The 26536-nt window shown below is 48.5% G+C and carries 33 protein-coding genes and 2 pseudogenes; 22 read left to right on the top strand and 13 right to left on the bottom strand.

The window, feature by feature from the left end:
• From AB5903_RS03685 to AB5903_RS03735, 11 genes are all read left to right on the top strand, one after another.
• Nucleotides 1–795: a site-specific DNA-methyltransferase gene (locus AB5903_RS03685; protein ID WP_149923623.1), complete on the top strand. Its 795-nt coding sequence runs from the start codon at nt 1–3 to the stop codon at nt 793–795.
• A gap of 25 nt (nt 796–820) precedes the next feature.
• Complete coding sequence (locus AB5903_RS03690) at nt 821–1396, top strand: tRNA (adenine-N(6)-)-methyltransferase (protein ID WP_149923622.1); 576 nt, start codon at nt 821–823, stop codon at nt 1394–1396.
• Nucleotides 1397–1430: 34 nt separating this feature from the next.
• Nucleotides 1431–2276: a conjugative transposon protein TraN gene (gene traN / locus AB5903_RS03695; protein WP_054350256.1), complete on the top strand. Its 846-nt coding sequence runs from the start codon at nt 1431–1433 to the stop codon at nt 2274–2276.
• Nucleotides 2273–2785, top strand: a complete 513-nt coding sequence (locus tag AB5903_RS03700; RefSeq protein WP_054350257.1) for a hypothetical protein — start codon at nt 2273–2275, stop codon at nt 2783–2785. Before traN ends, AB5903_RS03700 begins: the two co-directional genes overlap by 4 nt.
• 7 nt (nt 2786–2792) lie before the next feature.
• Nucleotides 2793–3464: a DUF1566 domain-containing protein gene (locus AB5903_RS03705; protein WP_149923621.1), complete on the top strand. Its 672-nt coding sequence runs from the start codon at nt 2793–2795 to the stop codon at nt 3462–3464.
• Nucleotides 3465–3477: 13 nt separating this feature from the next.
• On the top strand, nt 3478–4221 hold the full coding sequence (locus tag AB5903_RS03710; protein WP_149923620.1) for a DNA-directed RNA polymerase subunit alpha C-terminal domain-containing protein: 744 nt from the start codon (nt 3478–3480) through the stop codon (nt 4219–4221).
• 4 nt (nt 4222–4225) lie between these two features.
• Nucleotides 4226–6412 (top strand): type IV secretory system conjugative DNA transfer family protein, encoded by a 2187-nt coding sequence (locus AB5903_RS03715; RefSeq protein ID WP_149923619.1) that lies wholly within the window; start codon nt 4226–4228, stop codon nt 6410–6412.
• Between the two features lie 229 nt (nt 6413–6641).
• Nucleotides 6642–7406 carry a type IV toxin-antitoxin system AbiEi family antitoxin gene (locus tag AB5903_RS03720; RefSeq protein WP_149923618.1) on the top strand — a complete coding sequence of 255 codons (765 nt, stop codon included), beginning with the start codon at nt 6642–6644 and terminating at the stop codon, nt 7404–7406.
• Nucleotides 7399–8310: a nucleotidyl transferase AbiEii/AbiGii toxin family protein gene (locus tag AB5903_RS03725; protein ID WP_149923617.1), complete on the top strand. Its 912-nt coding sequence runs from the start codon at nt 7399–7401 to the stop codon at nt 8308–8310. Before AB5903_RS03720 ends, AB5903_RS03725 begins: the two co-directional genes overlap by 8 nt.
• 72 nt (nt 8311–8382) lie before the next feature.
• A complete protein-coding gene (locus AB5903_RS03730) occupies nt 8383–8832 on the top strand; it encodes a GNAT family N-acetyltransferase (RefSeq protein WP_117858349.1) in 450 nt (149 codons plus the stop codon).
• Nucleotides 8829–9692 (top strand): AraC family transcriptional regulator, encoded by an 864-nt coding sequence (locus AB5903_RS03735; RefSeq protein ID WP_149923616.1) that lies wholly within the window; start codon nt 8829–8831, stop codon nt 9690–9692. Before AB5903_RS03730 ends, AB5903_RS03735 begins: the two co-directional genes overlap by 4 nt.
• 14 nt (nt 9693–9706) lie before the next feature.
• On the opposite strand, the pseudogene speD reads toward AB5903_RS03735, so the two are convergent.
• The 5 genes and pseudogenes from speD to AB5903_RS03760 all read right to left on the bottom strand — a co-directional run.
• Nucleotides 9707–11218, bottom strand: a pseudogene (gene speD / locus AB5903_RS03740) (adenosylmethionine decarboxylase); the annotation flags it as partial.
• A 277-nt stretch (nt 11219–11495) separates the two neighbouring features.
• A complete protein-coding gene (locus AB5903_RS03745) occupies nt 11496–11873 on the bottom strand; it encodes a hypothetical protein (RefSeq protein WP_149923614.1) in 378 nt (125 codons plus the stop codon).
• A 32-nt stretch (nt 11874–11905) separates the two neighbouring features.
• Nucleotides 11906–12178: a hypothetical protein gene (locus AB5903_RS03750; protein ID WP_007569311.1), complete on the bottom strand. Its 273-nt coding sequence runs from the start codon at nt 12176–12178 to the stop codon at nt 11906–11908.
• A 10-nt stretch (nt 12179–12188) separates the two neighbouring features.
• Entirely contained in the window at nt 12189–12461 is a 273-nt protein-coding gene (locus AB5903_RS03755; RefSeq protein ID WP_172681100.1) for a hypothetical protein, read from the bottom strand.
• Between the two features lie 11 nt (nt 12462–12472).
• Nucleotides 12473–12670, bottom strand: coding sequence for a hypothetical protein (locus AB5903_RS03760; RefSeq protein WP_032953696.1), 198 nt, complete (start codon nt 12668–12670; stop codon nt 12473–12475).
• A 370-nt stretch (nt 12671–13040) separates the two neighbouring features.
• Between AB5903_RS03760 and AB5903_RS03765 the strand changes: the two genes are divergently transcribed.
• On the top strand, nt 13041–13355 hold the full coding sequence (locus tag AB5903_RS03765; protein WP_149923613.1) for a helix-turn-helix domain-containing protein: 315 nt from the start codon (nt 13041–13043) through the stop codon (nt 13353–13355).
• On the top strand, nt 13352–14632 hold the full coding sequence (locus AB5903_RS03770; protein WP_149923612.1) for a type II toxin-antitoxin system HipA family toxin: 1281 nt from the start codon (nt 13352–13354) through the stop codon (nt 14630–14632). Before AB5903_RS03765 ends, AB5903_RS03770 begins: the two co-directional genes overlap by 4 nt.
• A 69-nt stretch (nt 14633–14701) precedes the next feature.
• Here the strand turns inward: AB5903_RS03770 and AB5903_RS03775 are convergent, their stop codons facing one another.
• The gene (locus AB5903_RS03775) at nt 14702–15178 is read right to left on the bottom strand and encodes a hypothetical protein (protein ID WP_149923611.1); all 477 of its coding nucleotides are present in this window, start codon (nt 15176–15178) and stop codon (nt 14702–14704) included.
• 137 nt (nt 15179–15315) lie between these two features.
• On the opposite strand from AB5903_RS03775, the gene AB5903_RS03780 reads away from it, so the two are divergent.
• On the top strand, nt 15316–15513 hold the full coding sequence (locus AB5903_RS03780; protein WP_162487389.1) for a hypothetical protein: 198 nt from the start codon (nt 15316–15318) through the stop codon (nt 15511–15513).
• A gap of 124 nt (nt 15514–15637) precedes the next feature.
• On the opposite strand, the gene AB5903_RS03785 is transcribed toward AB5903_RS03780, so the two are convergent.
• The 6 genes from AB5903_RS03785 to AB5903_RS03810 all read right to left on the bottom strand — a co-directional run bounded on the left by AB5903_RS03785 (nt 15638) and on the right by AB5903_RS03810 (nt 20331).
• Nucleotides 15638–16153 (bottom strand): DUF4313 domain-containing protein, encoded by a 516-nt coding sequence (locus AB5903_RS03785; protein ID WP_149923610.1) that lies wholly within the window; start codon nt 16151–16153, stop codon nt 15638–15640.
• 412 nt (nt 16154–16565) lie between these two features.
• A complete protein-coding gene (locus tag AB5903_RS03790; protein WP_165450460.1) occupies nt 16566–16733 on the bottom strand; it encodes a hypothetical protein in 168 nt (55 codons plus the stop codon).
• 60 nt (nt 16734–16793) lie between these two features.
• Nucleotides 16794–18548, bottom strand: a complete 1755-nt coding sequence (locus tag AB5903_RS03795) for a ParB/RepB/Spo0J family partition protein (RefSeq protein WP_149923609.1) — start codon at nt 18546–18548, stop codon at nt 16794–16796.
• A gap of 51 nt (nt 18549–18599) precedes the next feature.
• Complete coding sequence (locus AB5903_RS03800; RefSeq protein ID WP_149923608.1) at nt 18600–18851, bottom strand: hypothetical protein; 252 nt, start codon at nt 18849–18851, stop codon at nt 18600–18602.
• Nucleotides 18852–19317: 466 nt separating this feature from the next.
• A complete protein-coding gene (locus tag AB5903_RS03805) occupies nt 19318–19569 on the bottom strand; it encodes a plasmid partition protein ParG (RefSeq protein WP_149923607.1) in 252 nt (83 codons plus the stop codon).
• 6 nt (nt 19570–19575) lie between these two features.
• Entirely contained in the window at nt 19576–20331 is a 756-nt protein-coding gene (locus AB5903_RS03810) for a ParA family protein (protein WP_149923606.1), read from the bottom strand.
• Nucleotides 20332–21386: 1055 nt separating this feature from the next.
• On the opposite strand from AB5903_RS03810, the gene AB5903_RS03815 reads away from it, so the two are divergent.
• The 8 genes and pseudogenes from AB5903_RS03815 to AB5903_RS03850 all read left to right on the top strand — a co-directional run.
• On the top strand, nt 21387–21680 hold the full coding sequence (locus AB5903_RS03815) for a hypothetical protein (RefSeq protein WP_149927842.1): 294 nt from the start codon (nt 21387–21389) through the stop codon (nt 21678–21680).
• A gap of 10 nt (nt 21681–21690) precedes the next feature.
• Complete coding sequence (locus tag AB5903_RS03820; protein WP_013616425.1) at nt 21691–21867, top strand: hypothetical protein; 177 nt, start codon at nt 21691–21693, stop codon at nt 21865–21867.
• 13 nt (nt 21868–21880) lie between these two features.
• Nucleotides 21881–22210 (top strand): molybdenum ABC transporter ATP-binding protein, encoded by a 330-nt coding sequence (locus tag AB5903_RS03825; protein WP_149927875.1) that lies wholly within the window; start codon nt 21881–21883, stop codon nt 22208–22210.
• A 700-nt stretch (nt 22211–22910) separates the two neighbouring features.
• Nucleotides 22911–23291 carry a single-stranded DNA-binding protein gene (locus AB5903_RS03830; protein WP_087397948.1) on the top strand — a complete coding sequence of 127 codons (381 nt, stop codon included), beginning with the start codon at nt 22911–22913 and terminating at the stop codon, nt 23289–23291.
• Between the two features lie 361 nt (nt 23292–23652).
• Nucleotides 23653–23967 carry a hypothetical protein gene (locus tag AB5903_RS03835; RefSeq protein ID WP_087397947.1) on the top strand — a complete coding sequence of 105 codons (315 nt, stop codon included), beginning with the start codon at nt 23653–23655 and terminating at the stop codon, nt 23965–23967.
• Nucleotides 23968–23978: 11 nt separating this feature from the next.
• A complete protein-coding gene (locus AB5903_RS03840) occupies nt 23979–24500 on the top strand; it encodes a hypothetical protein (protein ID WP_149927844.1) in 522 nt (173 codons plus the stop codon).
• 406 nt (nt 24501–24906) lie between these two features.
• Entirely contained in the window at nt 24907–25221 is a 315-nt protein-coding gene (locus AB5903_RS03845; protein ID WP_149927845.1) for a hypothetical protein, read from the top strand.
• A 23-nt stretch (nt 25222–25244) separates the two neighbouring features.
• Nucleotides 25245–25379, top strand: a pseudogene (locus tag AB5903_RS03850) (LPD11 domain-containing protein); the annotation flags it as partial.
• A 243-nt stretch (nt 25380–25622) separates the two neighbouring features.
• Here the strand turns inward: AB5903_RS03850 and cysK are convergent.
• Nucleotides 25623–26534 (bottom strand): cysteine synthase A, encoded by a 912-nt coding sequence (cysK, locus tag AB5903_RS03855; RefSeq protein ID WP_368117654.1) that lies wholly within the window; start codon nt 26532–26534, stop codon nt 25623–25625.
• Between the last annotated feature and the right edge of the window lie 2 nt (nt 26535–26536).

Consider the following 26536-nt stretch of genomic DNA (forward strand, 5'->3'; position numbering starts at 1 on the left):
ATGATAGAAACAGACAAGATATACCACATGGAATGTTTAAAAGGAATGAGCCTGATGGCGAACGGCAGCGTCGATGCGGTGATAGCCGACCTGCCCTATGGGGTACTGAACCGCCAGAACAAACACGTGAAATGGGACAACACCATTCCGCTGGAGTCCCTGTGGGAACAATACCGGAGGATCACCAAACTGGACAGCCCCATTATCCTGTTCGGACAGGGCCTCTTTTCCGCCAGGCTCATGTTATCCCAGTCCAAAATGTGGCGGTACAACCTCGTGTGGCAGAAAGATCGGGTGACGGGGCATCTCAATGCCAACCGTATGCCCTTGCGACAGCACGAGGATATTCTGGTATTCTATAAGAAACAACCGGTATATCATCCGCAAATGAGTTACAAACCCGGTCAAAAGAACCATCCCCGTGGAATGTTCAAACGAATGACGAACCGCTGTTATGGCGCAATGAAACCTACGCCCTCGCGTATCTCTGATTGGAAATATCCTACATCGGTCATCTATATGCCCAAAGAATTTCGGACGGGAATGTTCTACCATCCGACACAGAAGCCGGTGGCATTGATAGAATACTTGATACGGACCTACACCGACGAGGGTGATGTCGTACTGGATAACTGTATCGGTTCGGGGACAACCGCCGTGGCGGCCATCCGTTCGGGACGGCACTACATCGGATTTGAAATCGAGCAGGAGTACTGCGAGATTGCCGAGCGACGGATTCGGGAGGAACTGGAACGCAGGAACGAGACGAAAGAGGAAAAGGGAAAAATAGATTGAATATAACCCTATCAATCATACGCTTATGAAACCTTCAAATTACTTAAAAGAGCTATATAGAAATCCAACGGACGAAAAATACACGCCGGGGTATGGCGTGCTACCCATCATCAAGTATATACCCGAAAACAAAATCATCTGGTGTCCGTTCGATACAGAGCATAGCGAATTTGTGCTGAAATTCAAGGCTGCCGGATTCGAGGTCGTGTACTCACATATCTGTAAGGGACAGGATTTCTTCGAATACGAGCCACCTCAATGGGACGTGCTCGTGTCCAATCCCCCTTTCAGCCGGAAAGTGGACGTTTTCGACCGTTGCCTGAAATTCGGAAAACCGTTCGCTTTACTGATGTCGAACTACTGGTTGAACAACGTAGCACCATGCCGGCTTTTCCTGAATACCGAGCTGGAATTGCTTATGTTCGACAAACGCATTCAGTTCGGGGAAGGGAAAAACGTGCCGTTCAACAGCAGTTACTTCTGTCATAGGATACTTCCGAAGCCCATCATATTCGAGCAGATGTATATTGCGGACAAGTCGCCGAGCCGTATGCAGGAAGACTTGCCTGAAACGGACGGATGCCAGTCTGCAGGAGAATAAGACAATCATGTATTAATTATAATTCTGAACTTCAATGAAAAAGAATCTACTTGGCATTATGCTTCTGATAGGCATTTTCATTTTGCCGGAAGCAAAGGCGCAAACGACTTATGAGGAAATGGAGCGACTGACGGTGAATGAACAGGTAACGACGGTCATCACGGCCTCGGAACCGGTACGCTTTGTGGACATCTCCACCGATAAGGTTGTCGGCGACCAACCGATAGACAACATCGTCCGCCTGAAACCGAAAGAGGGCGGACACGAAGACGGCGAGGTGCTGGCCATCGTGACTATCGTAACGGAACGCTACCGCACGCAGTATGCGCTGCTCTACACCACACGGGTGCGGGAGGCGGTAACAGACAAGGAAATCCAGTTGCAGGAACGGAACGCCTACCACAATCCGGCGGTCTCGATGTCCACCGTGGAGATGACACGCTTCGCCCGGCGTATCTGGAACTCGCCCGCGAAGATCCGCAACGTCGCTACCAAGGCGCACCGCATGACCATGCGGCTGAACAACATCTACTCCGTGGGCGAGTATTTCTTCATCGACTTCTCGATAGAGAACCGGACGAACATCCGCTTCGACATCGACGAGATACGGGTGAAGCTGGCAGATAAGAAACTGGCCAAGGCGACCAACGCACAGGTCATCGAACTGACCCCGGCACTGGTGCTGGAGGCGGGCAAGACGTTCCGGCACGGCTACCGGAATGTGGTTGTGGTCAGGAAAATGACGTTCCCGAACGACAAGGTGCTGACCATCGAGATGACGGAGAAACAGATCAGCGGGCGTAACATCAGCCTGAATATCGACTATGAAGACGTGCTGTCGGCCGATTCGTTCAGCGCGTCATTGTTGGAGGAGGAATGACGATGAGAAAGACGATTATCCTGACGATTGCCTGCATATGCCTCGCCGTAGGAGCGTATGCACAGCGAGGCAGCGGCCGCCTCTCGCTCGGTGCGGGGCTGCTGTACAAGAACGGACTGGACGTGACGCTTGCCTACGAACACGAGATGAACTACCGCCATGCGTGGGAGTTCTTCGCAAACGGCTACCTGCAATGGGCGGAGTGCGAATCATGCAAGCATGTCTGCCCGGAATCCTTCTGGCGGAACTACCGCACCTACGGTTTCGGCGTGGCTTACAAGCCTTGTGTCACGAGAGGGCGCAACCATTACGGAAGTCTCCGTATCGGAGCTTCGGGCGGAAGCGACACGAATAAATTCCTTGCCGGACTACACTTCGGCTACGAACACAACTACGTGCTGCGGTCGGGCTGGACGTTTTTCTGGCAAGTCAAGGGAGACGTGATGATAAAGGGGGCCGATGTGCTGCGTACAGGGGTTGCCCTCGGTATTAAACTACCTATAAAATAAGGGAAAGATGAAACAGAACATTATCAGAAAAACGTGCCAGGTAGTGCCGGCTCTCCTCATAACCGGGGCATTGGCTGCCTGCGACGCACATATAGAAGAACCCGACAAGACGGTACGTCCCGGACATGTCCTCTGCGTGGACGGCAAAGCCGTGCCGTACAGCGAGTACGAAAGTTATGGGGAACAGGCGATTGCCGTCGTCTTCCATACCTATTCGGACGGGGAAACGGAAGGAAACGGCTATGCCGTCTATCTGTGGGACATGACGCCGAAGGCTTTTGCCGACAGCCTCGGTATCGAGCAGGGTACGTCGGCGGACATTGCTGCATACGACGGGAATGAGAACACGTTCGCCCTGTACGATACGGAAGAAACGGACTCGCCGATGGCTGAAGACGTTTTTGCCTTGTGGAAATACGGACAGAGCGCCTATATCCCCTCGGTGGCACAGATGCGTCTGCTGTATTCGGCACAGACCGTCATCAATCCGATTATCGAGAAATGCGGCGGCGACCCGCTGCCGACCGAGGCCGACGAGTGCTGGTACTGGACATCGACGGAGGTGGAAGGACAGCAGACAGTCAAAGCATGGCTCTACTCGACAGCCAGCGGAGCCATGCAGGAAACGCCCAAGACGCAGGCGCATAAAGTGCGTCCCATTATAACCATCAACAACTAAAATAATAACTTATATGGATACGATAGACCTAATCATGCTTGCCGGACTGGTGCTGATGATAACGGCACTTGTCCTGATGTACAAATGTGCGAGAGGTAAATCATGCCGACGGAAAATGGAAAGTCTCGCCGATTCTATCACTTCGGACAAAGAAGAGATTGATTTTCTGGTTAAACGGTTCGGCTATCTTTTCGAAGAAATGTCTGCCGACCACAGAAAAGAATCCGTTCTGAAAGACCATGCCGCCAGACTACAGGAACTTATCAATGAATTGGAGTACCAGCAGAACGGACTGGAAGCGGACAACCGGTCGATGACGCATATTAACGACGAATTGAAGCGGAGCAATACCGAGCTTGTACAGAAAGCCACCCGGCTGCGTGATGAAATATCATGCGACGAACAAACCATCCGGGATATGGGTAAATACATCGACTCCCTCAAAAGAATCAGGGAGGGGCTTGAGATAGCCCTGAACAACCTGCCGGCTGAAAAGGTGCATTACCTCTCGGAACCGATATTCAGCTTGGGAATTACGCCGTCCATCCGAAGCCATCTTGAAGCCCACGGGATATTGTATATCGGGGACCTGATTCATCTTGACGAGTCGTACCTCATGGAAATCTGGGGTGTCGGCCCAGTGACCCTTGAAAAGATAAAAAGCAAGCTGAACGAGAACGGTGTGTGGTTCGGCATGGACGTTATCCGTGTCGGCAATCACTGGTATCGCCGGAAACAGGAACTAAAAACAGACTGATTCAATGGAAGAGAGCAAGGAATTACAGGGATTTTACCGGATATTCCGTGCGGTGGTGTATGTCTCCGTACTGATGGAGTTTTTCGAGTATGCCATCGACCCGGCCGTGCTGGACCACTGGGGCGGCATACTCTGCGACATTCACGGACGTATCAAACGGTGGGCCATCTATAACGACGGCAACCTCGTGTACAGCAAGGTCGCCACGGTGCTGCTGATCTGTATTACCTGTATCGGCACCAGAGCCAAGAAACATTTGGAGTTCAACGCCCGGAGGCAGGTCTTATACCCGCTCGTGAGCGGCTTTGCCCTGTTAGTGCTGTCCGTATGGCTGTTCGGCCATCCGATGGAGACGCGGTTCTACACGCTGCCGCTGAACATTATCCTATACATGGCGGCCTCGCTCACGGGGGTTATCCTCGTGCATGTGGCACTGGATAACATTTCAAAATTCCTCAAGGAGGGACTGATGAAGGACCGTTTCAATTTCGAGAACGAAAGTTTCGAGCAATGCGAGGAACTGATAGAGACTCCGTACAGCGTGAATATCCCCATGCGGTATTACTACAAGGGCAAGTTCCGTAAAGGCTGGACCAATATAACCAACTGTTTTCGTGGAACATGGGTAGTCGGAACACCGGGGTCGGGCAAGACATTCAGTATCATCGAGCCGTTTATCCGGCAGCACTCGGCCAAGGGATTCGCAATGGTGGTCTATGACTACAAGTTCCCGACGCTGGCCACGAAGCTGTACTACCACTACAAGAAAAACCAGAAGCTGGGAAAGCTGCCCCAAGGCTGCCAGTTCAACATGATCAATTTCGTGGACGTGGAGTACAGCCGCCGGGTAAATCCCATTCAGGCGAAATACATCAACAACCTCGCTGCGGCGAGCGAAACGGCGGAGACGCTGCTGGAGAGCTTGCAGAAAGGCAAGAAAGAGGGAGGCGGCGGCAGCGACCAGTTTTTCCAGACTTCGGCGGTGAACTTCCTTGCCGCCTGCATCTACTTCTTCGTGAATTACGAGCGCGAGCCTTACGATGCCAAGGGAAACAAACTGTACGCCGAAAAACGGCAGGACCCGGAGACGAAATTCTGGAAACCGACGGGTGTGGTACGCGACAAAGAGGGCGGGGTAATCGTTGAGCCTGCCTACTGGTTAGGCAAGTATTCGGACATGCCGCACATCCTGTCATTTCTCAATGAGAGTTACCAGACCATCTTCGAGGTACTGGAGACCGACAACGAGGTTGCCCCGCTGCTCGGCCCGTTCCAGACCGCTTTGAAAAATCGCGCGATGGAACAGTTGGAAGGTATGATCGGTACATTGCGCGTCTATACCTCTCGTCTGGCGACCAAAGAGAGTTACTGGATATTCCACCGTGACGGTGATGACTTCGACTTGAAAGTGAGCGACCCGAAGAATCCGAGCTACCTGCTGATAGCGAACGATCCGGAAATGGAAAGCATTATCGGAGCGTTGAACGCCCTTATCCTGAACCGCCTCGTTACCCGTGTGAATACGGGACAGGGCAAAAATGTCCCCGTGAGCATTATCGTGGACGAGCTACCGACGCTCTACTTCCACAAGATAGACCGCCTGATCGGTACGGCACGAAGCAACAAGGTGAGCGTGACGCTCGGCTTCCAGGAACTGCCGCAGCTCGAAGCGGATTACGGGAAAGTGGGTATGCAGAAAATCATCACGACGGTGGGTAACGTAGTGAGCGGTTCGGCCCGTGCCAAGGAAACGCTGGAATGGCTGTCGAGCGACATCTTCGGCAAGGTGGTACAAATCAAGAAGGGTGTCACGATAGACCGGGACAAGACTTCCATCAACCTGAACGAAAATATGGACAGCCTCGTACCCGCCTCGAAAATCTCGGATATGCCGACGGGCTGGATCTGCGGCCAGACGGCACGAGACTTCATCCAAACAAAAACCGGCATAGGCGGCTCGATGAACGTGCAGGAAGCGGAGGAGTTCAAGACCTCGAAGTTCTTCTGCAAGACGGATTTTGACATGAAGGAAATCAAGAAGGAGGAAGCGGCGTATGTACCGTTGCCGAAGTTCTACACGTTCAAGTCGAGAGAGGAACGGGAACGCATTCTTTACCGGAATTTTGTGAATGTGGGAATGGAGGTGAAAGAAATGATAAAGGACGTGCTGAACAAACGCGGGGCAAAATAGAAAGCCGGATTCCGATATGAGGGAAAGTAGAAAAACGCCTGCAATGATTCATTGATTATTGCAGGCGTTTTGGTATTCCTTGCCTATTGCTGAAAATCTTGTGGAGTTGGTCTTGCCATTCAATACTATACAAAAAGTATATTATCCCAAAACAAAAACAACTCTTATAACTCTTGAAACGGAAAATAATGTTACCTTTGCAGTTGAAATAAAATACAAATAATATACTGTGGATATAGAACAAAAAAGCAAAATAAACCAACTGTTGCTTTCCTCCACTCCAAAAGGGCTGTTATTCTCCGAGTGGCTGAAAAAGAACGGCTATTCCGACCAGTTGATAAAAAGATACCGGGAATCCGGTTGGCTTGCGATGTTGTCAAAGGGGGTCATGTACCGCACGGGAGACAACCTGTCGGCATACGCTGCCCTGTCTTGCTACAACAGGCAATTAGGCAAGAAGTTCCGTATTGCGGCGCATTCCGCATTGGAACTGTTCGGCTTCAATCATTATGTGCCTATGGGTAAACCGTTGCTGATGGTGGCACATGGCAAACAGCGTGTTCCGGAATGGATACGCAACGATGTTTTCGACAGGATGATAAAACCGTTTTCCACCGATACCTTTTCAGAACCGCAGACCACAACGATTGTGAAAGACGAAGTGGACCTGCTGGTTTCCACGCCCGAACAGGCATTCCTGGAATGCCTTCTGCTCGCACCGCAGCAATATTCCTATATGGACTTGTTCTACATGATGGAACAACTGACGACGCTGCGTCCCGAAATGCTACAGCGACTGCTCGAAACGACCAAGAGCCTGAAAGTAAAGCGCATGTTCCTTTACATGGCGGAAAAAGCGGGACACTATTGGCTTGATGCTCTCGATATGTCAAAAATAGAATTGGGAACCTCCAAATTGCAGTTGGCAAAAAACGGGGTCTACATCTCCAAATATAAAATAACCGTACCCAAAGAACTGAACGAATATGAATGACATCTATAAAAAACAGGTGGCATTGCTGATACGCATTATGCCGTCCGTGTACCGCATCAAAGATTTCGCCGTGCATGGAGGTACGGCTATCAACCTGTTCCATAAGAACATGCCTCGCTATTCAGTCGATATAGACCTCACCTATATTCCCGTGCAGGAAAGGGCCGAGAGCCTGGAAGCCATCAACTCCCACCTGCGAACCTTGAAAAGCAGCATAGAGAAATCCATATCGGGCATCAGGGTGATCCACAAGCCTGATGTCTGGAAATTGCAGTGTACCTTGGACGGTGCTACCGTCAAAATCGAAGTGAACGGAACAAAGCGGGGCATCATCGGAGAGACGGAGGACAGGAAACTGTGCGAACGGGCTGAAACGGAGTTCAATATGACCTGCAAAGCACGTACCGTCTCTTATTCGCAACTGTACGGTGGCAAGATTGCAGCGGCATTAAGCCGCCAGCACCCACGAGACCTGTTCGATTGCAAGTATATGGAAACGGTGTCGTTCCATGATGTCAAGAACGGCTTCATGCTTTGCCTGTTGGGGAGCGACAAGCCTGTCATTGAATCCTTGCAGCCGAACGCCATCGACCAGACGGAAGCTCTGGAAAACCAGTTCGAAGGAATGTCCGATACTCCATTCACGTATGCGGATTATGAAGAGGCAAGGCGTAACCTTATTCAACAGGTAAACGACAGCCTGACCGAAACGGACCGGGAATTTCTTCTGTCATTTGAGAACGGCGAACTCGATTGGGAAAAATGCTGTGCCGGGGATTTAAGCCGCTATCCGTCCGTAAAATGGAAATTGCAGAATATAGCCAAACTGAAAAAGAGCAATCCCCGAAAGCACAAGACGGGAGTGGAAAAGCTACGGGCATTCTTGTTTCCGGAGAAACGATAAGAAACTGTTTTGATTTTTTATGGGCATTATGCCGGACAGATTGGTGTTAACGAAAAAACAATATTTGGAATCATGTACAATATGCGAGAAATAAAAGAGGAAGACTTTGGGGCGGTGGCAAAATTTGAAATTGAAATTTCTGAAATCTCATTCGGAGAAAAGGCTATTACTGACCTCGAGTTCCACTGCAAGAAATTAGCCAAGGCAAAAGACCGACGCGGAATGACCGTGATAGAAGATACGGAATCCGGTAAAATTGTGGGCTGGGTATGGATGGAGAAAAAACGGAATAGCCTGACCGGAGAGGTTTATGCCAACTTCAAGTCCATTTATGCGGATGAGTGCATCCGAGGAATGCAAATCGTAGACGACCTGTTTGAAAAAAGCATAGAATATGCGAGAGAGTGCAAGGCGACTTATATTGTCGGTAAGGTTCATGCCGGGAACGTACCGATGCGCTCTTTGTATAAAAAGCATTGCTTCGAGCCAACCCATGTAACGATGGAAAGGAAATTGTTATGATAACGCCCGGCATACAAAGTTTTGCTCTCTCGCATGGCGAACAATACAAACACGGAAGAACAAGCCTGCGTGACTTGTCAGGGAAATTGCCTTTCGTGGCAAACGGGTGTACCATGCTGTTATGCGTTGAAGGCCGGGCTGTCGTAACCACCAATACACGAAAACGGACATTCCGCAAAGGTGATTTGCTTGTGTTGTTTTCGGACACCTTATTTGCACCGCTGTGTGTTTCTCCTTCATTCACGGCAGAATATATATCCTTGTCATTGGAACTGACAGGGGAGATTTTCTACAAAATGACTTCCCCCGCATTTTGGGACGGACTGTATGAATACCCAGTCTGCCGACTTTCGGAAGCACAATACTCATTGGCAGACGGAGTGTTCAAGCAGATGATATGGGCGATGGAGAACGGTAATGAAGAAAGCCGGAAAAACATCCTGCAAAATTGCATTTACAATGTTTTTCTGGCTTTAGATATTGTGTTCAAGCCGATGTTTCCCGACTTGGGCAAGTGCTATCAAAAGGATCAGTCAAGGGTGCTGTTCGGCAAGTTCATGTCACTGCTGGCTAAGAATTTCCATGTAAAAAGAGATGTACGATATTATGCGGACAGGCTTTGCATCACGACCGATTACCTTTATAAGATAACCTGCAAAATAGAACAGCGGACTCCGAAGGAAATCATTGACCTGTTTGTCGTAACGGAACTCAAACGCTATTTGGACAACACAGAGCAGTCCGTCAAAGACTTGGCCCGTCTGTTCCATTTCGAAGACGCGTCGTACCTTTGCCGCTTTTTCCGCCGCATGGCCGGCTGTTCCGTTTCCGAATACCGCAACAGGCTTGGTCGCTCATAGGCTCCCCGCATCAAATCGCTGTATTCCACTTTCGCACATCCGAGCCGCTCCTGCAAATAGTCGAAAGCAGTCCACGGACGGACATTGGTGCCGCATGTGAACAAATCGACAGCGGCATAACCACACTCCGGCCACGTGTGTATGGTCAGATGGGATTCTTGGATGACCACGACGCCACTCACACCTATAGGAGCATATTTGTGAAAGTTTTCCTGCACGATGGTCGCTCCGGCACTTACTGCCGCTTCGTGCATGAATGTGCGAATCTGTTCCACATCGTCCAGTTTTTCCGGGTCGCAGTTGTAAAAGTCTGCAAGGATGTGATGCCCCAAGGGAAGGTACTGCTTTTTATCCGTATTCCCGTTTTTATGCAGTCTGTCGAAAACCGTAGCTCCACATACACTGCAGCCTTGTTTTTTCAACTCCCTGATGGTCTGATATTCCGCCTCTTTCCCCACGGCATAGACTTTGCTGCATTGCCGGCAGCGGTAACGGTTTTGCCGGAAATTGCGGTCTGCGGTGTAGATGTCATCGCGTCCTCGTTTTTCGAGAGGGAACAAGGCGCGTGTACGTTCTGTCGTTTCCAAGACAAAGAGCTGTCCTTTGTTGCCCAAAAGAGATGCGCCCATGTATTCATTGAACCGGGTAAACATATCTTTGATGGCCAGTCCGTGCAGTTGGAAACATTTTTGCAGAAAGTAAACCTCCGTTGCCGACTTGTTCCCGAACGAGAAAAAGATTCTCAATCCGGACTCTTCTTTCAGTACGCTAATGGCACGTGACAGGAACAAGGAAGCTCCCTCTTGCGTATAAGGCGGATCGGTGAACAGGCAGTCGAAACGCCCGCACAAATGCGGAGGCAAAGGCATTCTCAAATCCACTTGCTCGCAGCTTATCGGGAGGGAGAACCGCTCGGAGAGCCGGTTCAGACACTCGATATAACGACCGTCCATCTCAAGTACATGGATGTGTGTCGGGCAGATGCTTGGACCGGGATAAAGTTCTTTCAGCAGAAACCCGATGGCAAGGCTGACAAAATCATCATCGCCCATGCATACGATTTGTCTGCTTGTCAATGTGCCGTTTGCCAAGCAGAGCAAAGCCCTGCGGAATGCCGTCTGTACGGTACATTGGGCTTGGTCCAGTGCTACATCCGCTACGGGGCGTTCGTCGAATGCCGCACGGTATTTTTTACTCAGCGCGTCAGCGTATGCGTCCCTTGCCTGTTCGCTTTCCGCCAGTCGGCGATACAGGCAGAGGTCAATTCCCTTGAATCCAAGAGCTTGTTCCACATAGTCCTTTCCGTTATGAGTAAGCCCTACGCCTCTGCCGCATTGTTCAAATATGCCCAGCTTGATACCTTCGTTCTTTATGGCGGTCACGATAGGTACCGGCAAGAGTAATTTTTGAGACAGGGTTTTGTTGGAAAGTGGCGCACAACAATACAATTCCTGAAAATAAAGTTCAATAATCCGTCGGTTATCCTTAATTGATACTGTCTTAAATATTTTGTTGATATAATCCATTTATTACATATCGTTGATTTACAGGCTGCAAAAATAGAACAACATCATTAAGTAATAGAGAGCAAAATCCTGCTGATATGGGTACTTTTCAATACAAGCCCGACGGACTGTCACACAAACAGAGTTTATGAACCGGCACTCCCAATATAAAAGGGAGCGATTGCCACAGATAATCTGTTATACGAACAGCAGATTTTTATTTCTGTATTATGCACAGAAAAAGCCGTACCCTGTTCGTTTTCCGAAAGGCACGGCTTTCATCCCCCAAAAAGAGGAATCAGACAGTGACAACAGTTACATATAAATTCTGTCGCTCCTGTTCGCAGAATTTGTCGTACTCGGCTTTGTCCGTGCCGCTCTCGATAGCCCGGTCGATCACGTCTCCCAACTCGTCGAAACAAACCTCTTCGTTCACACATTCCACTTCCATTCCTTTCACAAGATAGACCTCGTAATAATCCGATCCGTTGAGCGCGACGATGACGTACCCTGCGTGCAGCCGTCCGTTCACCTTGATGCGGAGCGCCGGCAAATCCCTGTATAGGGTGGCGGCAAACTCTTTGATATCCCACGACATGAGGACGGTCATGGGGGTTAACGCTACTAACTGTTCCTTAATGGTCTGTGCGACCTGCATTACATATTCTTTTTCCATAACTCTAAGTTTATAAATTATTATTCCATGATTTACTCGAACCAATCGGGGTTATCCTTCTTGAGTTCGGCTATCAACTCGTTTTCGGGAAGCTGAAGCGTTCTCTCGTCGGTAAAGAAGAAAATCTCGTCATAAATTCTTTCGGCTTCTTTACTGGCAAAACCTTCGTTCTCGTCATTGAAACTGCCGGGCTGCAAGGCATCGAGCAGGATTGTCGAACCGATAAGCAGTTCTTCGCCATCGACGGATTCCACGATGCGGGAGTAATAAGACCTGCCGTTGAATTGAATCTTAGTTGTTTTCATATTGTCGTTTTTATATTAATGGTATATTTTTTCCGTGTTCATTGAGGTATTCCATGATATGCTTCGCTTCCTCGTGCGATGCCCGGTTCCGGTCATCGTAACGGCGTGTTTCGTCCGCCATGACCTTGATACACGCCTTAATCAGGCGATAGAGGCTTTGCTGGTTTGTAGGGTGCATGTCGGGGATTGCCGCCGCAAACCGTTCGGGGTTGAAACTGAAACTGTTCACCGCCATTTCCCAATCTTTGGCGAGGCGGTACTCTTTGCTTTCTTTAATGTCCATATTCTTGAATTTTAATAGTTCTCGTTGCATATTCTGTCAAGTTCCCTAATTATGGGTGTCACCTCTTTGCCTGTAAGCCTTTCTATGTCATACAGCAAATGCTCCAAGCGGTCATACGCCTTTTCTCCCGCTTTTGTAAATTCTCCGGTGCTGTCGAATGCGTTACCTTCGCACCCCAGTTCTTGCAATAATTCTTCTAATGTCTTCATTTGTTAAATTTTTAATGATTGTTTTTCTTTCCCTCTGTTCGGCTTCCTTGTTGCCGGAGCCGCTTCGGGTTTTATGGTGCTTTTCAGGGCTGGCGAAAAAGCCCTTTCCGACGTTTTTTCTTGCCAATTACGCTTCGCAGAAGGAAGAATTTGCAAGAAATGCACTTCAAAACGACGGAATCAGGCGCGACAGCCCATATTTGCACCGATAAAAACCGGTGCGGTGACGGACGGGAAAGCCAGACGGGGGAGAATACGGAGACCTGAAAGCGGTAGAAAAGGACGGCTGGAAGCTAAAAAAGAGAAATTATATATCTATATATGGATAATTATTGCTATATTTGCATATAAATAGTGATATATTGATATTATGGAGGCAACAAACTATACCACAAACAGCGATATGCTGACGCTTCTGGCGCAGCGGGTCAAGGAGTACCGTCTGGCCGCCCGCATGAGCCAGAAGGAGCTGGCCGAACAATCGGGTGTAAGCCAGACGACTATCAGCCATTTCGAGCAGGGGGTCAGCCGTAACCTGACCTTGGCCAATTTCATCTCCCTGCTGCGTGCGCTCGGTCAGGAAGAGCGGCTCGCGGAGATTCTGCCGGAACTTCCCATGCCGCCGATGGCGCTTCGGAAAATCGAAAAACTGATACCTAAACGAGTAAGGAGGAGCAAGAAATGATAGAGAGTCTCGATGTGATACTGTGGGATAAAAAGGTCGGTACGCTTGTCGCCAGCCGGGAAGGACACCGCAGCAAAGCCTGTTTCTACTTCGACAGCGATTATGTCCGCGACGGCTACGACATCGCCCCGCTCCGTGCGCCGGTAAAAGGGGTTGCCGCACAGCGCGGCCTGCCGGTCTATCCCGATGAAGAGCGGCTTTTCGGTGGTCTGCCGTCGTTCATCGCCGATTCGCTGCCCGACCATTGGGGAAACACCGTGTTCAACGAATGGGCCAAAGTGCATCATATCCGTATGAGGGACTTGTCCGCCCTCGACCGTCTCGCCTATATCGGACGGCGTGGCATGGGGGCATTGGAGTTCATCCCGCCCACTGCCGAGGAACTGGAGACACCGTTCAAGGTGGAGATCGCCGACCTCTACCAACTGGCCCGGCAGGCTTTCGAGGAAGCCGGACGGTTCAACGTCCCGGTATCGGGCAACCTGATGGTCGAAAGCCTGTTCAAGGTAGGAACGTCCGCAGGAGGACGACGGCCCAAAGCGGTGGTCAACGTCAATTTCGAGGAAGGACAATGTTACTCCGGACAGGTGGCGGCCCCTTATCCGGGCTACACGCCGATGATCGTCAAGTTCGACGAACACCAGAAGATGCCGACGACACGGATAGAATACAGTTATTACCTGATGGCCGTAGACGCCGGGCTTCAGATGATGCCGAGCCGCCTGCTGGAAGGTGAGCAGACAGCGCACTTCCTGACCGAGCGTTTCGACCGCCGGAACGGCAAGAAGGTGCATATCCAGACATTGGCTGCCATGAACCCCTCGGCGGATTCTTACGAAGCACTGTTCGAGGCGGCCTGCCGTATCGGCGTGCCGCCGGGGGAACTCCGGCAACTGTTCCGCTCGATGGTGCTGAACGTGCTGGGCGGGAACGTCGATGACCATAACAAGAATTTCAGTTTCCTGATGGGCGACGACGGGCGTTGGCACGTTGCTCCGGCCTACGACTACACGTTCTCGGTCGATCCGGACGCACCGTATTACGTCAACCGCCACAGCATGACTATCAACAACCGGACAGAGGGTATTACTGCGGCAGACCTGCTGGAAGTAGCCCGCCGGTACGGTATAAAGGCCGCAGAACCGTTCATAGAAAAGGCCATAGGCATCGTCTCGCGTTACCCGGAATACGGCCGGGAAGCCGGTGTCGGAGAGGAATGGATAGGAACGATAGAAAAGGAAATCGCTGCACGAGTGGAGTGCGTGCGGGTCGATTAAAATAGAGCATGGGATTCCATGCAAGGGAAATGAACCCACCCGTTTTTGTGGCGGGTGGGTTTGTCGTTGTCATTCCGCCCCTTTCTTGCTTAGGAGGGTCAACTGGTCGGGACGGTCGGGAAACCAATAGGCGTCGCTGTCAAGATACACGCATCTGTCACCATTCCAAGGCTTCCTGAAAGCTAATACCTCCTTGGGGCCGAATACTACTCCATAATCGTTTGTAAATGCTACCATGTCGCCTACGGCCAAATCGTCCTCCGTTCCCATGACTTCGGAAAGGCGATTGTAAAACTCCATACCTTCGGCTTCCCGTTCCGCTTTCCAGCGCAAAAAATCCTCTTTATGACTTCTGCCCGTGCTTATCGGCGATAATTCCGAAGGCAAAACCTCCGCTTCCGAAGTTCCGGACGAAATCAGAATAATGCTGTCGTCTTCCATGTTTTCCGGTGCAGAAATCACTCGGTAAGCCCCATCGGACAAACCGTTGTCCGGGTCATGCCAATAAAGCAGATTCCCGGTCTTGATAAAATCGTATTTTCCCATTGTCTTGTGAATTATTGATTATTTATTTCCCTTTTTTCGATCCCTTTCCTTCGGAACCGCTTCGGGGTTTTACTGATGCAGTGCACGGTCGTCGGCACAGCTTCATACGACGGCTCTTCTTGCCAATTACGCTTCGCTTGGGAAGGAAGAATTTGCAAGAAGTGCACTTCAAGCCGGCGAATCAAGCGCGACGACCGACTTTCGCATCGGATAAAACCCGCGCGGTGAGGGACGGGAAAGCCGGACGGGAGAAACAGGCGGCTCGTGCCGCTACAAAAGGGAAAGAATGCAATTATAAGAGGAAACGGGCGGTGGCGGGGTATCCGGGAGGCTGACTATAAAAGGACGAAGGCGGGCGATAAAGACAAAGGAGATAGCGCACTGACTGTGTTATCAGTACGCCATCTTGTACATTCAATCTTCGGAACCCGACACTTTCAAGCGTTGGAACAATCCTTTTCAAAAGCATTCTTCTCCGAATGGCTCGATGTTCGCTTTTTGGAAAATTTGCGGGTTATGCTGATAAAGAAGCGGCAGGTTCAACATAGCCATAGGGTATTCCACGAAGCCGCTCCTGCGCTTATATTCGGAATCGGTTGCCAGTCCGTTTTTCACCAAGAACTCCATTGCTTCGGGGTAATGATTGACGTCGATAAATGTACGGTCCGGCAGACCGAGTGCATCCATTTTCTCCAAATTAACGGAAAGCACGATATATTCGTCTTCATCTTCCACCATTACCAAGGTGAGAGCTAACCAACCATTGCGGTAAAACTCTGGTACGAGGTAATATCGTTCGCCTCTGAACTCGTATTCTTTCTGTCTGAAAGAGCTGTCCGGCTCTACGATTTCAAATTCATCTTCGCCTGCGGTAAAGGCAATCATAGGGTTGCTGGCATCTACATACGCTTCACCTGCTTTGTAGCACAAATACTCTCTGTTTTCGGAACGCACGATAGCAAATTGAATTTCCATAAAATCTTAACATTAATCAGTTGAACAATCTGTTTATTTTTTCCCTCCTTTCGGAAGCCTTCAGGCTTCTCCTGTCGGGATTTGATTTTACGTGCATCAAAGATTGCCTTTCAGGGAGAAACAGGCAAGGAATTTGGGCAGAATTTTATAGTTGCGGTATTGAGCGTCCGCGAAATATGGACGATTGAAAATCGGGAAAGCTGCTGAAAAATTGTGTTCAAATAGCGTAGCGGTACTTGAATGTTCCTCCAAGGCAATACCTTTGCACCGGAAAAAGCATGTCCCGACAGGCAGAGCCGTTGGCGAAGGGATTTCCGTACAAAAGGAAAACGAAGGGATAAAAAGGGAGATCTGCCAACGGCAGTGCTAAAAAAGACAGCCGCTCCTGCGGCTCTCTCTCTGTAGCGTTGCGCTATTTCTTCCCGGTCTTGCTATCCGGTTCGTCTTGCCGTTTTTTCGGGGTGAACAGTCCGTTGAAACAGACCGTCGTGGCAAAAGTACGTGCCTGCGTGGCATTGCACAATCCCGTTCCGGGCATTGTCGCACCGTTGTAATGTTTGCAGTCCTTACATTTCATCATTACCTCTTTTGATTGGTTAGACAGTAGGACGGATTTCTCCGTCCTACTATTGAATTATGGTCAAGCTGCGACCTCTTCGGGTTGCGTATGTTCTTCGGGTTGTACCTCTGCCGTGGGTTGTGTATTTTCTGCCTCGGCGGCTTCTTCGGGCTTTGTCTGCCGTTCCTTTGCCAACAAGGCGGCTTTGCGTTCCTCGATACGTTTATGGCGTTTCTCATACACCTCATTATATCCATTTTCAATTTCGGCGAGCGTGTCGGGCATGTGCTTACGGGCAAAATCAAGCAAGAGGGTGGCAGCAGCGTTATTGCCGTATGCGCCTTTGAAGTTGTCTATCAAGAAATCCCTGCGGATAACGGCTTTCTGCTTGGCCGTGAGGTTGGCGATGATGTTCATTTTTTCTTCGTCCTCAAGGTGTTGGTAGGCTTTTTTCTCCCCGATACCGAATACCCCAAAGTGTTCCCTGCGGAGAGACGACAGCAGGAAGAAATATATCATCTTTTCCTCGTCCTGCGTAAATTTGCTTTCAGACGTATCAACGTCCAAAATCTGTTTCTTAGCGTCTGCAACGGTTTTCTCGACGGCTATTTCCTTGTTACGTTTGTCCTGCTGTTCCAATTTTTCCACAGGGGAGAGTTGTTTTTCGGTAGCCATGTCCGTATTGGCGGCGGCACTTGCCATATAGCACAGCGTAATTTCATTCTGTCCGATACGGATATAAAACGTGAGTTCGCCCGTGTCGATTCGTTCATGGATTGACTTGCATTTTTCCATATAGTTGCTGAAATCCTGCTCGTACTCCTTGTATGCCGTCTCGTATTCCTCGATAGTGTCGTATTCTTCCTTTTCGGGTGCTACCGGCGTTTCGGGGTATGCCGTGGCATAGGTATTGAGGTGCTCGACCTCGTACCCCATAGCGGTAAGGCGTTCCACCGCAACCATGTTATTGTTGAAATCTTGGTAGCATAGCGATACGGAGGGGTATTGCTCCACGAACTGCACGGCTTTCTCCACGAGATAGGAGGCGTTCATCTCGGCCAGACAACTCCGGTTGGCGCAATTTCCACAACCGCCCTCGCAGAACAACATCATGTTGTTGGTGTTGTGGGGGCATGAGGCGCACAGGGTCTTGTCGAATGCGTAATGGTTAAGGTCTGTCGTGAAATCCCGTTCGATAAACTTTGCCACATCGGCGGCTTTCAGTCCTCGCCAACTGTCGTACAACATGCTGTCGCTGTCTTCCAAGTGTCTATAGTACACCTCTTTCTGAATATCCGTACCGTACCGGCAGATTTCGCTCGCCACGCTGATTGTGATTTCGTCCTTTTCCAGAAGTTCGGCGATTTCGGGTATCAGTGAGACGAATTTCAAGCGTGTACGGATATAATTCTCGTTCTTGCCGAACTGCACGGCCAACGACTGTACATCGTAGCGACCGCTTTCCATGAGTTTTTGGTAGGCGTTGGCTTCCTCTATGGGGGTAACGTCCTTGCGTTGCAGGTTCTCCGTCACGGCCATTTCGGCGGCGGTCTCGTCCGAAACATGCAAGATGACGGCTGGGATTTCGGCCAGTTCTGCCATGAGGGCTGCACGATACCTGCGCTCGCCGAAAACTATCTCCATGCGGTCGATGTCGGCAAGGGGGCGTACACCAATGGGTTGCAATACACCCTGTCGGCGAATGCTCTCGGCCAGTTCGGCAAGGCTTGTCTCGTCAAAGTGCTTGCGTGGGTTATAACTGCTCGGCTGAATGTTTGCCAGTGCTACCATAGTGATGTCTTTCTCCGTCATGTTCTGAATGTTCGCTGTTTCCATAATTCATTAATTTTAAGTTGTTATTAATTGATTGTTTGATTACTGCCGTTTTTATCGGGTGGTGTCATACTCGTACATCTGCGGATTGTCGTACCCCTCGAACGATAGCCGGAATGTGTCGAAATCTTTTCTGCCTGCCAGTCTGACGGTATCGTTTTTTCTGATGAAATAGGGTTCAAACATTGTCCGAAACGGTGCGCCGAGCGTTACCCTGTCTACCAACGTGCAAACCTTGTCGGGTTGTTCGGGCATGATATAACCCAGTGCGTACTCGTTGTAAACTACCAATTTGATTTTATCCATATCGCTGTCAATTTTACGTTATTTTTTTTCTTTCCCTCCTTTCGGTTCCTTTCTCTGCCTGAACCGCTTTGAGGTTTTACGGATGCGGTACACGGCTGTCGGTACAGCTTCATACGACGGCTTTTCCTGCCAATTACTCTTTCGTAGAAAGGAAGAATTTGCAGGAAATGCACTTCAAGCCGCCGTATCAAGCGCGACAGCGGACCTTTGCATCTGATAAAACACAACGGTGACGGCAGAGAATGAAGCCGGGAAAGCGGTAAGGGAATCGGTAGAAAAGGAATATGCCCGTCAGGGTTAGAATAGGGATAAAACGGGCAATGTGCCTGTACTTGCGGGCAGGTAAAAAGAAAAAGATGGTAAGACTATAAAGGAGGAATGCGCCCTATGGAAACAGCGGGCGGATAAAAAAGGACGCATGGCTACCGTCTCCGGGGTGAGCAGACGCGGCAGCCATGCCTGTTTACTATTCGTTCTTCTCCAGATACTCTTTCATTGCCTCGTTCACGATGTCTTTCAGCGACATGCTCTTCTTGATGGCGAGGAATTTCATACGAGTATGAATGCTTTTGTTGATGACGAAGTTGCAATGAACCGCCGTTTCTTTTTCCGTGGGGGCTGCTACCGGCTGTTTTCCGCCGGTAGTCTTTTTCGTGGGTGACAGCAACCCGTCCAGTCCGCCTTTCATACTGTCTTTCAGTAAATCACTCTTGCTCATATCGGGTTATTTTAATTTCAGTACCTCTTGCGCCAGAGCCATGTAATCCTTGGCTCCGTTGCTGTTCCTGCTATACTCGAAGATATTCTTGCCCTTTATGGGAGCTTCGGCCAAAGATACGTTGTCCCGTATTACGGTCTTGAACACCTTGTCGCAGAATGAATCCTTGACGAGTTCGGCCACGCTTTTGTTCAGCGTCTTGCGTTTGTCGAACTGGGTAATTACAATGCCGCCGATGGCGAGTTTCGGGTTCAGGCGTTCCTGGACGGTGGCAATCACATTCATGATCTTGGCCATGCCGCGCATGGCGAGGAACTGTGCCTGTACCGGGATAATCAGATAGTCTGCGGCGGTAAGGGCATTCAGCGTCAGCAATCCCAGCGAGGGCGGGCAGTCGATAAGGATATAATCGAATTTCCGACTATCGAGCGATTTGGCTATCAGCCCGCTCAATATCAGTTCCCGCCCCGGCTCGTTGATGAGTTCGGCCTCGGCTGCCGAGAGATCGAGACAGGACGGTACAACGGTTACACCGCCTGCCGTCTCAACTAATGGTAAAGGGTATTTGCCTTTCATCGCCCCGTACACCGTCTGTTCCTCCTCAATGGAGAGGCCGAAGGATTCCGTAAGGTTCGCCTGACCGTCCATGTCGATAGCCAGCACGCGCTTTTTCTTCTGCTGCAGGGCCGCAGCCAGATTGATGGTGGTGGTCGTCTTTCCGACCCCGCCTTTATGGTTCAGAACCGCAATTATTTTTGTCATAACATATTGCCTTTAAATTCAATACAAAGATAATACTATTTTTAGTAATTACTAAATTTAGTATGTACTATTTTACTACAATATATTATTTTAGTATTATAGTTTTTACTACTATGCTAATTTACTAAATGTAGTATATGATGTATTATTCAGAAAGGCAGATTTGCTTTGTGCTGCAATACTTTTTTAAGGCAAGGATTAAGTGTATTCCATTATAAAAATCCTTCGAGTACACTTTACAAATAAGCACAAAAAAACAAGAGAATCCATAGCAATTATTGTATCAATAGATTCTCTTGTATAATAAGGTTTAGTTTATTTATCTGGAAAATTTCTATATATCCGTTGTAATATATTCAAAGTCAATATTATACAAAATTCATGTTGCTTCTAAGAAACAAATTAGAAACAAAACTGTCTTTTTTGATAATTCTGTGTTTTTTTCTTTTCATTTGATTTCATTCTTTGCACTTGGTAACATTTGAGTGTCTCGACAAGCAGACTTACGGCTCAAACATCCCCTTGCAAAATCGTCTGACTTTCCCAATGGCTATTTTTGCAGCCAAAAGAAAAAAACACATTATATGGTTCAATGGCGACAGGATAATGCAAAGATACAACTTTCCATCAATAGGCAGTCACATTTTCCTGCCTAAATACAGTTTAGTTTAATTTAGCCTATATATAGAGCTAATAAACCAAACTAAACTGAATTTCGATGCCTTGATCAAATCACCGAAAAACTCTCTTCCCCCTTTTTATTTTTTCGCTGCACCCCTCTTTTATACGGGAAGCATCTTCCGATACTCCGCACACCGATTTTCGACCTTCCTGATAAGAATTATGTCGCGAAGGTATATGTCATGCCCCATTGTTCACAAGGTCAAGTCTGCCGATTCTCACCAAAATCTCCACCTCGATTTCACTGAGGTTGTATTTTGCTGCGAAACCTTGCCGGAATGTTCCATGACACCTTTTGTTGCGCCAAAATTTTATCAAGCCCGAAAATAGCGGATGCTACCAGAGGGAAGAAAAAAACTTAAAATATTGAGATTATGGCAAATTACGCAACAAACAATTTCTTCGCACAGACAGAGAACGAAAAAGACCTTATTACGATTGAGCAGTTCATAGAAGAGAATTTCTGTGATAGCAACATTGCGAGACATGGACAATGTGTCGAGAGTGAATTTTACTCTAAATGGGAATGTCCTCAAAAAGAAATGGATGAATTGATTGCCTTGCTGGAAGTACCTAAGCGAATTTACATTCGCATACATTCTTATGAGCTTGCGAATGAGTATGTGAGCTTCAGGACGTTTTCAAATGGAGTTTGGAACATCAAATAAAGACAGGTTTATGTACGAGAATGAAGAACAGTCCGACATCATAGGTAAGAGCTGCACCTTGCTTACCCCGTACAAGGGTTATACAGAGGGAACTGTTGTCGGCGACTATGGGGACAGAATCATTGTCTCCCTAACCAGCGGAAAAGAAATATCCGAATACCGAGATGAAGTAATCATTTATGAATAATAAGAATATACTTATGACACCGATAGCAAACAAATTTGTCCAGTGGGAAGTGCCTGCACTGGAGACATTGCGGAATAGCCGTGCGTACAAACTTCGTGAGAGCCTCAATAATGGAGGCAAGTTGAGCCGTGAAGATAAAAATTGGATAACCCGCAGCGTGAAGGAAAGCGTTAATTTCAAGCGAGGAATTGCCTTAAATGGCTATCACTTCGATTTCTCGGATGTCCTTAAGCGGTATTTTGTGAAACAACATGGGTTAATCTGTGAATATTATGCCATTGACAAGACTGCATTAAGGTCAATATTGTACGGCAGAATAGATGACATTGTAGAATTAAAATAAGACAGGAATATGTGTGTATCAAGGTCATTTTCTCAATACGGCGTATTGGGAATATGTACCTTCGATACTTTTTATCATGGCTATTTTCCGGGGGCAGGGCTTCCTTTTTTATTTTCTTTTGGCTGCATACCCTTTTATATCACATTCCATTCGCAAAAAAGCGCCTCTCATGCTTTTGCCCGCAAAGGGGGATTTCTGCCCGCTTTCCTGCCTGCCTCCTGCTTCCCATTGCAGCCGGAACAGACACCTGCCGGATGCTTTGCGCAAAGCCGGCTGTCGAACTTCCGGTCATGACCCTCCACGCAGAGCTTTTTGGTCCGCCATTGGCTCCTTTTTGCCGCTTCAATGTCAAGGGTGTGGCTGGCCTGCCGACTTCATGCCGGCACTACGGGGAGAGTGTGCCTGCTTGTGTCTTGCGGAGACGTCCTTCCGAAGCCCGTCGCTTCATGTTCTATTTTTTCACTACTGCTTTTGGGCGAAGTCGCAATCATTTTCCGCCGCAAAGATAGTGTGCGGTCGGGAGCGGCTTGACAAGCCTTGACCAATGCACAGCTGCACAAATCTTCCTTTATCGGGCCTGCGGTTTTGCTTGATCCAAAAATAAAGAGTATTTGCTGGCGGTCTTTGGTGCATCCCTTTGCGGCACCTACTTTTTGGGCATCGTAAAATTGATTTGTTTAACTTCTAAAAGCATTGAATTATGAAAAAGATTGAGAACACATTCACAGTGACAGGTTTCGTAGGTAAGGACGCTGAAATCCGCAGTTTCACCAGCGCAAGTGTAGCACGTTTCTCCCTGGCCGTAGGCCGTCAGGAGAAGTCCGGTGATCAGACCAGCCGGATATCCGCTTTCCTGAATTTTGAAGCGTGGCGCAAAAACGAGAACAAAGGGTCTTTCGACTACCTGGCCAAAGGTACCTTGCTTACCGTGGAGGGCTATTTCAAGCCCGAAAGATGGACAGACAAAGACGGCATCGAGCATAATAGCATCACGATGGTAGCCGTCAAGTTCTACCCGGCAGCGGAAAAGGAGGAAGCTCCTGCGGAACCGGCAGCGAAACCGAAACGGGGCAAAAAATAATCTCCTGCTTCCTGGTCAAAAGCGGCCTTCGGGTCGCTTTTCTTATGCTCATTGTTATTCTCTTCGAGCCTGTTCCTTTTATACTGCATCCATGCCGGTCCCGCCGTCCATTGATTTTCCTGTGCAAAGTTAAGCCGGGCTGGAACCGTCAAGGCGCGGCTACATTTGTGGTTAACAACCATCAACTCGCAAGCTCGTCAATACTTCTTGAACACAAATGCAATCGTCATGGACTGTCCGCTTCCTCCTTGCCTTGTTCCCTCCTTTCCGGCTTGTATCCTGCACATAAAATCAAATCCCGTCGGACGAGGCGAAACCTCCGAAGAGAGGGAAGAAAAACAAACAATTAAAATCATATCAAATGGAGACAATTTACAGCTTCAAAGGATGGGTAAAAGCAATCATCGACAATGAAAACGCAGAAGTTCTGTGTCAGTTGGAAGAAAATGGGGTCGGCAATATAGGGAAAAAGACTCTGGTCGAAATGGCGAAAGCGCAATTTGAACACTGGAAAGAGTTTTGTCAACTACTTGACACAGAGAGTAGAATAGCGGTGCATGTTTGTGTATACGGCAATGACATTCTACCCAACGGCTTACTTTGCCGGAAAGAGCACGAATGTGTCTATAGGGACTTCGTTAAAATTGAGCCGCACAGGAAGAATATTAACTTATAAAATTAAAAGACATGAAACAGATTATTTGGTCGAGCGAGGACAGGTTGGATGACAATGCAAGAGAAAGATACCAGGAATTTCAGCGTGAGGTGCAGGATGACAACACTTACATTGTCAGTGATGAAGAATGGGCGGACGAGGTGTACGGCTATTTGGATGACGAACGGCATAACTTGAACAAGCACATTGACGGCGTTATCATGGTGTTTGCCGATTTAGGGCTGTGGTATGGCCGGAGGCAAGGCTACCAAATACTGGGCAGCAATATCGCCGACATATTGCACTCCCAATGTGATGAAGCCGAGTGGTACGGTGACGGCTACAATATTCGGGGACGCATGATTCACCATGACGGAACAAACTATGTTTTGTACCGTATAGCCAAAGACAGGGACGATGCGGAACGCATTGCCGCCAAAATCTACAGTGGGGAAATCGACGAGGAAGGTTTTCGCCGGAGAACCCGTTCACTCTATCCGTATGTCGCCGATGTTTACGGCTGGAAGACCATAAGCCGAAAAAAGACCGCGTGAGAATGACAAACATGGCAATGGATGCCGCAGCCGTCTATGGGATGTGTTGCGGCATATTCCTTTCATTCTGCATGAAAGACCCTTTTGCGGACCGGGCAACCTGTTCTGACTCATCCGGACTAACCTTTATATATCTTTCCCTTTTCTATTATTCTCTGTACACCTCTATAATCCGGACCGTAAGCCGTCTATTGTTTCTGCAAATTTCGATTGCCGCCTGTCAGTCCGCTCAAGGACCTCCTTGTTTGCTGGCGAAAAATCTTCCTCACCGTCTCCGCTGGCGAGCGTATTTTTCGCAGCATCCTTGTTCTTGGACTGGTCGCCAATCCTCGGGCAGAAAAATAAACAGCCTTCCGGTACAGGATTGTATCAGAGGGAAAAAAATCAAACTTAAAATTGAAGCATTATGACATTCAGAGAATTTATGAGCGAGAACGGCTACACGGTACAGACAACCTTTTGGGAAGATTTCACAATAGCCGACCTGTTTGGGCTTTCGGCTATCCGGGACACATACAACCGTGCTTTCAAGGAGTGGAATGAGGACTACAAGTTTCTGACCGAATTGGTATTAGTTCTCAATCACAAGATTTGGCAGCATCACAAGAGCCGTCCCGAAGTTGCAGCACTTTACAATGACCTATGGAAGCAGGCAGACCTATACGCGGTTGAAAATCTGAAAGATGACGAGTTGAATTATTTTTTTGAGGTAACGGATTAAACAGATATTAAAATAGAAAAGATATGACAAAAGAAGAGGTTTTACAGCATGACAAGAAGTTCCGCTATATGCTCCTGTCCCGAATGCAGTCGGATTGCGAGTATTATCTGAACTATGGCAACAGGAACCCAAAACGCCTGTGGGCTGGCGATGAACAGCTGGCTGTACCTTCCGTTACGCTTTCCACTGAAGGCAGTGCGATTGAATTTGCCGTTTCCGGCGGTGTGGTCGATGGCGATGATGGGGCAGTGAACGAGCCGATGCACTGGGTGGTGGTCGTGCGCAAGAACGGCAAGGAGATAGACCGCAAGACACTGACCTTTGAAGACGGCAAGGAGATTGCAACAGATGATTTGAAACTGTATTATAAATAAACAAAGCCCATTAAGGGCTTTGTTTATTTATATATTCATAGAAAGGTATCTCTCTCCAGTATCAGGTAGCAGTACAATTATCCTTTTCCCTTTATAAGAATCGTTTGAGGCAAGTTTAACAGCGGCTGAAACTGCTGCACCGGAAGATATTCCGACAAGAAGCCCCTCTTTTTTCGCCAAACTGTGCATCATATCAAAAGCCTCTTTATCTTTTACCTGAATAATTTTATCTACTGTGTTTGAATCATAGTTATCAGGGACAAATCCGGCACCTATGCCCTGAATACTGTGCTTTCCAGCCTGCCCTCCTGACAAAACGGCTGATGACTCCGGTTCTACTGCTACAATTTTAACATTCGGCTTTAACTCCTTCAGTCTTTTTCCTGTTCCGGTTATTGTTCCTCCTGTACCTACACAAGCAACAAAAACATCGAACACTCCGTCCGAATCCTCCATAATCTCGTTTGCTGTTGTATTGTAGTGAACCATAGGATTGGCTGAGTTAGAAAACTGTTGTAATATAATAGATCCGGGAGTATTCCTTTGCAGTTCTTCTGCCTTATCCAAAGCTCCTTTCATACCGGAAGCGGCTGGTGTCAGAACTACTTCACACCCCAAGAACGCCAATAGTTTCCTGCGTTCAAGACTCATACTTTCAGGCATTGTCAGTATCGTTCTATATCCTTTTAGGGCTGCAATCCAAGCCATACCGATACCGGTATTCCCGCTTGTAGGTTCAATGATTGTACCCCCTTTTTTTAATTTCCCGGAAGTTTCCGCTGCTTCAATCATCGCATAGGCTGCCCTGTCCTTTACACTGCCTCCCGGATTGAAATATTCCACTTTGGCTATGATTTCCGTTCCGTATTCATCTTTATATATATTAGAAAGCCGCACCAATGGAGTCTTGCCTATAAGCTGCAGCAAATTGTCCTTTATAT

The organism is Bacteroides sp. 2201st1_D9_2201SCRN_220225, assembly GCF_040928965.1.
Taxonomy (GTDB): Bacteria; Bacteroidota; Bacteroidia; order Bacteroidales; family Bacteroidaceae; genus Bacteroides; species Bacteroides stercoris.

Excerpts from the sequence above, each read along its gene's own strand:
- AB5903_RS03685 (WP_149923623.1), top strand. The coding sequence starts at position 1 with ATGATAGAAACAGACAAGATATACCACATGGAATGTTTAAAAGGAATG.
- AB5903_RS03690 (WP_149923622.1), top strand. The coding sequence starts at position 821 with ATGAAACCTTCAAATTACTTAAAAGAGCTATATAGAAATCCAACGGAC.
- traN (WP_054350256.1), top strand. The coding sequence starts at position 1,431 with ATGAAAAAGAATCTACTTGGCATTATGCTTCTGATAGGCATTTTCATT.
- AB5903_RS03700 (WP_054350257.1), top strand. The coding sequence starts at position 2,273 with ATGACGATGAGAAAGACGATTATCCTGACGATTGCCTGCATATGCCTC.
- AB5903_RS03705 (WP_149923621.1), top strand. The coding sequence starts at position 2,793 with ATGAAACAGAACATTATCAGAAAAACGTGCCAGGTAGTGCCGGCTCTC.
- AB5903_RS03710 (WP_149923620.1), top strand. The coding sequence starts at position 3,478 with ATGGATACGATAGACCTAATCATGCTTGCCGGACTGGTGCTGATGATA.
- AB5903_RS03715 (WP_149923619.1), top strand. The coding sequence starts at position 4,226 with ATGGAAGAGAGCAAGGAATTACAGGGATTTTACCGGATATTCCGTGCG.
- AB5903_RS03725 (WP_149923617.1), top strand. The coding sequence starts at position 7,399 with ATGAATGACATCTATAAAAAACAGGTGGCATTGCTGATACGCATTATG.
- AB5903_RS03730 (WP_117858349.1), top strand. The coding sequence starts at position 8,383 with ATGTACAATATGCGAGAAATAAAAGAGGAAGACTTTGGGGCGGTGGCA.
- AB5903_RS03735 (WP_149923616.1), top strand. The coding sequence starts at position 8,829 with ATGATAACGCCCGGCATACAAAGTTTTGCTCTCTCGCATGGCGAACAA.
- AB5903_RS03745 (WP_149923614.1), bottom strand. The coding sequence starts at position 11,873 with ATGGAAAAAGAATATGTAATGCAGGTCGCACAGACCATTAAGGAACAG.
- AB5903_RS03750 (WP_007569311.1), bottom strand. The coding sequence starts at position 12,178 with ATGAAAACAACTAAGATTCAATTCAACGGCAGGTCTTATTACTCCCGC.
- AB5903_RS03755 (WP_172681100.1), bottom strand. The coding sequence starts at position 12,461 with ATGGACATTAAAGAAAGCAAAGAGTACCGCCTCGCCAAAGATTGGGAA.
- AB5903_RS03760 (WP_032953696.1), bottom strand. The coding sequence starts at position 12,670 with ATGAAGACATTAGAAGAATTATTGCAAGAACTGGGGTGCGAAGGTAAC.
- AB5903_RS03765 (WP_149923613.1), top strand. The coding sequence starts at position 13,041 with ATGGAGGCAACAAACTATACCACAAACAGCGATATGCTGACGCTTCTG.
- AB5903_RS03770 (WP_149923612.1), top strand. The coding sequence starts at position 13,352 with ATGATAGAGAGTCTCGATGTGATACTGTGGGATAAAAAGGTCGGTACG.
- AB5903_RS03775 (WP_149923611.1), bottom strand. The coding sequence starts at position 15,178 with ATGGGAAAATACGATTTTATCAAGACCGGGAATCTGCTTTATTGGCAT.
- AB5903_RS03785 (WP_149923610.1), bottom strand. The coding sequence starts at position 16,153 with ATGGAAATTCAATTTGCTATCGTGCGTTCCGAAAACAGAGAGTATTTG.
- AB5903_RS03790 (WP_165450460.1), bottom strand. The coding sequence starts at position 16,733 with ATGATGAAATGTAAGGACTGCAAACATTACAACGGTGCGACAATGCCC.
- AB5903_RS03795 (WP_149923609.1), bottom strand. The coding sequence starts at position 18,548 with ATGGAAACAGCGAACATTCAGAACATGACGGAGAAAGACATCACTATG.
- AB5903_RS03800 (WP_149923608.1), bottom strand. The coding sequence starts at position 18,851 with ATGGATAAAATCAAATTGGTAGTTTACAACGAGTACGCACTGGGTTAT.
- AB5903_RS03805 (WP_149923607.1), bottom strand. The coding sequence starts at position 19,569 with ATGAGCAAGAGTGATTTACTGAAAGACAGTATGAAAGGCGGACTGGAC.
- AB5903_RS03810 (WP_149923606.1), bottom strand. The coding sequence starts at position 20,331 with ATGACAAAAATAATTGCGGTTCTGAACCATAAAGGCGGGGTCGGAAAG.
- AB5903_RS03815 (WP_149927842.1), top strand. The coding sequence starts at position 21,387 with ATGGCAAATTACGCAACAAACAATTTCTTCGCACAGACAGAGAACGAA.
- AB5903_RS03820 (WP_013616425.1), top strand. The coding sequence starts at position 21,691 with ATGTACGAGAATGAAGAACAGTCCGACATCATAGGTAAGAGCTGCACC.
- AB5903_RS03825 (WP_149927875.1), top strand. The coding sequence starts at position 21,881 with ATGACACCGATAGCAAACAAATTTGTCCAGTGGGAAGTGCCTGCACTG.
- AB5903_RS03830 (WP_087397948.1), top strand. The coding sequence starts at position 22,911 with ATGAAAAAGATTGAGAACACATTCACAGTGACAGGTTTCGTAGGTAAG.
- AB5903_RS03835 (WP_087397947.1), top strand. The coding sequence starts at position 23,653 with ATGGAGACAATTTACAGCTTCAAAGGATGGGTAAAAGCAATCATCGAC.
- AB5903_RS03840 (WP_149927844.1), top strand. The coding sequence starts at position 23,979 with ATGAAACAGATTATTTGGTCGAGCGAGGACAGGTTGGATGACAATGCA.
- AB5903_RS03845 (WP_149927845.1), top strand. The coding sequence starts at position 24,907 with ATGACATTCAGAGAATTTATGAGCGAGAACGGCTACACGGTACAGACA.